Origin of the sequence: Bacillus sp. AFS001701 (assembly GCF_002559405.1) — a bacterium.
Lineage (GTDB): Bacteria > Bacillota > Bacilli > Bacillales > Bacillaceae_G > Gottfriedia.
Window position 1 is genome coordinate 1 of record NZ_NTZO01000582.1, and the last position, 1,549, is coordinate 1,549.

The following is a 1,549-nucleotide window of genomic DNA, read 5'->3' on the forward strand; positions in this document are numbered from 1 at the left end:
TGTTTAGTTTTCAAAGTTCACTTTGCCACTTTAGAAGCGACTTTAATATAATAACATTTTGTTGAACAACCTGTCAATAACTTATTTTATATTTATTTGTTATTCCAACTTGTTTTGTAGTGACAACATAAACAAATATACCATCTTGTACAAATGATTACAAGCATTTCTTTACAAAAAATTAATAAAAAGTTGTATTTAATCTTTTATAGTGTTTTTATATAAATAAGTTGACTGTATTTCGCTTTATACAGCACAAATTTATTAAATGAGACGTCTGTTTCTAAAATACTCCTTGAATGAAACAACAATTTTTATTATGTTTCACTAAATACAAATAGATAAGGACTAACCATATAAGAAACTACTCTTACCTTGAATATTGGCAGTTGAATTTTTTTAAAGTATTACCCAAAAAGAATACCACCTGTCTTTTATCGGAATTAGCTACATGTATAATTTTCAAAATTAAAAAATCACCAGTATCGTATATGAATAATTATTTCAACAGTTTGGTACGTCAAAAGTAAATCGAATTGTAGTGAAAATGTAGTAACCATAGAAGGCGGGTTAAGAACTTTACTAAATGAATATTATTCTAAGAACCTTACACCAACGTTGCAGAGTTGGGAATACAACTTGATATAGCTTCTAAAAGTTCAAAAAGAATTTTGGGTAAATGTAGACTATTGATCACGACATAGAAATTCTAACTTTCTTTATAAAGCTAAACCTAATTAACGCTGAATTACTTGAAATACCATTTTAAAACATTCGTGTACATGATTATCGATAACTTGTTCATCAAATAGCAGTTGAATTAATTCAATATCTACATATTCAAAAGGTCTTTTTGCTCTTGTAGATGGCAAAACTGTACCAAACATCTCTTTTGCATCAATATAAAGTTCACTATGCATCCCACTAAATCCTAAACTCTCTTTGCAAAGTAATCGAGCTTAGATAAATCTTCTGAACCACCTCGTTTTATATTAAAACGTAATGCTTTTACCCCTTTTACATTCAAGTTTATAATTTCTTCGTCTGTTACATTAATAATTGTGTTACACCACTAAATGTTGTACCCATTTGTTTAAGTGTGTTTAATAAATATTCTTGGTCAAATCCTTGAAAAGAACCAGATACAATCGCTCCACCTAGTATATTTAAATCAGCAGTTTCATTCTGATAATCTTCTACAACATAGTTGGGTGGTAAATTCGAAAACAAAAATAGTTAATATTATGTTTTGTAACTTCATTGCAACAACCATCCACAATAACCAGACAAGGTAATTGTGGATGGTTGTTACACCTTTAAATCGGTTTATCCAATATTCCAAACATGAATGAAGACATTACCATTAACTTTTTGTAAGCTTGATCGTTAAAAGAATATAGTTTTAAATGCAATGTTAAAAAAGAACCATGTGAATTGAAAGGTGCAGGCCAAAACACCTTAAATTGACATGAAACCTTATTTTCATTTTTAAACACAAAAAAACATCAGCCTAATAGCTGATGTTTTTTTTTACCAGGCGACGTTCTAC

1 pseudogene is annotated in these 1,549 nt (G+C 28.9%); it reads right to left on the bottom strand.

What is annotated here, in order from left to right:
- Positions 1-748: 748 nt before the first annotated feature.
- Positions 749-1,230, bottom strand: a pseudogene (locus CN514_RS23490) (amidohydrolase family protein).
- Positions 1,231-1,549 lie beyond the last annotated feature (319 nt).